This window comes from Lishizhenia sp., from assembly GCF_033720595.1.
Lineage (GTDB): Bacteria > Bacteroidota > Bacteroidia > Flavobacteriales_D > Crocinitomicaceae > Lishizhenia.
The window spans coordinates 1-3,768 of sequence record NZ_JAWWCF010000235.1; the positions used below are offsets into that span (position 1 = coordinate 1).

Consider the following 3,768-nt stretch of genomic DNA (forward strand, 5'->3'; position numbering starts at 1 on the left):
CATATTAAGTACACCGAGTTACTCTCCTCTACCTGACTCAAAAACTTACTTTTTTACTGATTATCGTGCCGCCCAGTTTGTGGGAGGAGGTATGAATTTAATATGGACCTTAAATAATGCCTTGGACGTACGTATAGATCCGTACATTTTCCAACCCATCAAGGAAATAAATAGATTGGATGATGGAAGCTTTTTCTATAAAAACTGGGGAGAGACAAAAATCATGGCTGCCGGATCTATCATTTACAACAGTCCCATTGGTCCTGTAAGGTTCACCACCAATTACTTTCCTGTTCAAGAAAAGCCTTGGAGTGTGCAATTGAGTTTTGGATATGTAATATTCAACGATAGAGCCATTCGTTAATTGAAGAAAATACCTGTATATTTTAATTAGAATATTAATTTTACCCATCAAATTTAAGGTATGGGAAAGATTATAAGTGGTATTCAGCAAATGGGTATAGGAGTACCTAATGTTGAAGAGATTTGGAAATGGTATCGAAAATTTTTCGGTGTAGATGTAAAAGTATTTGAAGAAGCGGCAGAAGCTCCTTTAATGACACCTTATACAGGAGGCGTAGTTCAAAAAAGAACAGCTACACTGGCACTTTCTATGGAAGGTGGTGGAGGATTCGAAATCTGGCAATTCACTTCTCGTAACACAGAAAAATCAGACTTCCCTATTCAACTTGGTGATTACGGATTGTACATCTGTAGAATAAAATCAAGAGATGTAAAAGCATCTTACGACTACATGAAAAAAGAAGGTGCGAAAGTTTTGGGTGACCTTAAAACAACTCCTCACGGTGAGCCACATTTCTTTGTAGAAGATCCTAACGGAAATATCTTTAACGTAGTACAAGAAAATGTAGTTTTCTCTAAAACTAAGTTTGCGGGTAAAACCGGTGGTGTAGCTGGATCTATGATAGGTGTTAGTGATATCGACAAAGCACTTAAATTATACGCAGACGTCTTAGGGTATTCTAAAGTTGAATATGACGTTACCGAAGTAGCCGACTGTTTTTCAGAACTTCCACAAGGTGATAAAAAAGTAAGACGTGTTTTACTTTCTCACCCTCAAATGAGAAAAGGGCCCTTCGCTCAACTTCTAGGACCAACCAAAATTGAATTGGTACAAGCTATAGAAAGAACAGACTGTAGAAAAATATTTGAGAACAGATATTGGGGAGATTGGGGATTCATTCACCTTTGTTTCGATGTTCAACGCATGGAAAAATTAAAAGAAGAATGTGCCCAAGCAGGTTTCCCATTTACCATAGATACTGGTGAAACTTTTGATATGGGAGAAGCTGGAGGTAGATTCTCTTACATCGAAGATCAAGATGGTACCTTAATTGAATTTGTAGAAACACATAAAGTTCCTGTAGCGCAAAAATTAGGTTGGTACATAAACCTAAAAAATAGAAACCCGGAAAAACACCTTCCTAAATGGATGTTAAAAGCCATGGGATTGAACCGCGTTAAATAATACATTGATTGACAAGTACTGAGAATTGACTGAATGGTTCACCATTTGGTCAATTTTCATTTAACTTTACCCCCAAACTATAAAACATGAAACAATTTTCTTTCTTTTTCTCACTTTTAAGTGGACTCCTGCTTTTTTCATGTAGTACAGAATTTTGCGTAAACGGAGAATACGTAGAAACTCCAATTATTCATGCTATTATAGATGCAAATGACACCATACACTTTGTTAAAATAAACAAGACCTTTTTGGGTGATGGTAACGCTTTAGAGTTTGCCCAAGTACCTGATTCAACCTATTTTGAATCTGTTGAAGGAACCGTTGGTGAATTTGTAAACGGAAATTTAGTGCGAGAGTTTACCTTAAAGGACACTGTTATCACCAACAAAGAAGAAGGTATATTTTATGCCCCGAATCAGAAGTTATACTACTTTAAAACACCTGCCAATAATAAACTTAACCCAAGTGCAAGAATAGATTTAGACTTAAATCTAAACAACGGTGATCATATTGTTACAGCTTCTACAGAATTGGTATCAGAAATAGAAGTTCTTGATCCAAAAATCACTTCTCAATTAAACTTCGCGGAAGCAAATGTTGAAGACAATGGTGATTATAAAAATGAAGCTTTCAAATACTCGCAAGGACAAAATGCAGTAATGTATGATTACAGAGTTTACATTACCTACAACGAATTTACCGCTGCTGGTAGTACACAACATACTTTAGAATGGAAAATTGGTGAAGCCAACCCAGAAAGTCCAACCATCGGTAACTTCAATGTAAATGGTATTAGCTTCTACGAATTCCTTAAAAATAGTATTGCTGCAGATAGTGATGTTACCAAAAGAACACTTCACTCTATGCGTTTTCAGGTAATCGGAGGATCAGAGGATTTATACAATTATATCTTAGTAAATCAACCCACCACTCAGTTGGCGCAAAACCAACCTACATATACAAATTTAGAAGGTGCGCTAGGAATATTTACTTCTAGAATGACCAATTCAATAACGCGTACTGCTTTTGGTGGATTTTCTCCAAATTCAAGAATTTTATCTGTAAACTCTACGCGTGAATTGTGTCAAGGAGCAATTACCTCTCCTCTACTTTTCTGTAGTGATTTCATTAATGACCAAAACTATAGTTTCTACTGTAATTAAAGCTGAACAAGAATTGTAGAACTTTCCTTTTTTCTATCTTTATCGGGTGGCAGAAAGAAAGACATTTTTTGTAGAAGTTTTACTTCCCTTGGCCCTAAACAAGTCGTTTACTTACAGGGTTCCCTTTGAGCTGAACGAACATGTAAAACCAGGGATTCGCGTAGTTGTTCCTTTTGGAAAAGCTAAATTATTCACAGGTTTAATTACTAAAGTACACGAAGATGTACCCAGTTATCAGGCAAAGTACATTGAGCATGTATTGGATGAAAACCCTATCATAACGGGGAATCAATTTAAACTTTGGAACTGGATTTCTGATTATTACATGGCTCCTTTAGGCGATGTAATGAACGCAGCATTACCTTCTAACTTTAAGTTGGCCAGTGAAACAAAGATCATTCTACACCCAGAATTCAACAAGAACATACTTGATCGCTTAGACGATAGAGAATATCAAATTTACGAAGCACTTGAAATTCAGGAAGAACTTGACTTAAAAGAGATTTCTGAAATCGTAGGTATAAAAACGATACAACCCATTATTAATAAATTAATTGGATATAAAGTTTTATTAACCAAGGAAGAGTTACGTCATAAATTCACTCCTAAAACAGCTTTGTTTATTCGACTCACGGATGAATATTCTCAACAAGAAAAGTTGGAAGACTTTCTCCAAAAATTATCCGATAGCAAAGGAAAAGAGAAACAGCTCCAAGCCATGCTGACTTATTTAAAGCTGGGTGGATTAAAAGGAAATAAATCTGAGTTTATTTTACGTAAACGTTTGGAAAGCGAGGGAGCATCTGTTTCATCTTTAAATACTTTAGAAAAAAACGGTGTACTTTTTAGTGACCGCTTGGAAATATCTCGTTTGGGAGAAGCTGATGACGAAACCAAGCAACGCAAAGCACTTTCTGAAGATCAGCAACATGCGTTAGACGAAGTAAGAACATCTTTTGAAGAGAAGGATGTATGTTTACTACACGGTGTAACAGGTTCTGGTAAAACAGAAATTTTCGTAGAAATTATACAAGAGCACTTGGATGCAGGTAAACAAGTTCTATTCTTTCTTCCAGAAATTGCTTTATCCACACAATTGATCAACAGACTTTCGGC

Annotated in this window: 4 protein-coding genes; all 4 read left to right on the plus strand. The window is 36.0% G+C overall.

Going from position 1 to position 3,768, the window contains the following annotated elements:
- The coding region (locus tag R3333_RS13125) for a hypothetical protein (protein ID WP_318959226.1) at positions 1-364 on the plus strand (364 nt) is incomplete at its 5' end.
- Between the two features lie 60 nt (positions 365-424).
- Entirely contained in the window at positions 425-1,489 is a 1,065-nt protein-coding gene (locus R3333_RS13130) for a VOC family protein (protein ID WP_318959227.1), read from the plus strand.
- 86 nt (positions 1,490-1,575) lie between these two features.
- Positions 1,576-2,652 (plus strand): DUF4249 family protein, encoded by a 1,077-nt coding sequence (locus R3333_RS13135; RefSeq protein WP_318959228.1) that lies wholly within the window; start codon positions 1,576-1,578, stop codon positions 2,650-2,652.
- 46 nt (positions 2,653-2,698) lie between these two features.
- On the plus strand, positions 2,699-3,768 hold a 1,070-nt coding region (locus R3333_RS13140), incomplete at its 3' end, for a DEAD/DEAH box helicase family protein (RefSeq protein ID WP_318959229.1).

What these genes read in the sequence shown, in the direction of transcription:
- R3333_RS13130 (WP_318959227.1), top strand. Translation starts at nt 425, where the DNA reads ATGGGAAAGATTATAAGTGGTATTCAGCAAATGGGTATAGGAGTACCT.
- R3333_RS13135 (WP_318959228.1), top strand. Translation starts at nt 1,576, where the DNA reads ATGAAACAATTTTCTTTCTTTTTCTCACTTTTAAGTGGACTCCTGCTT.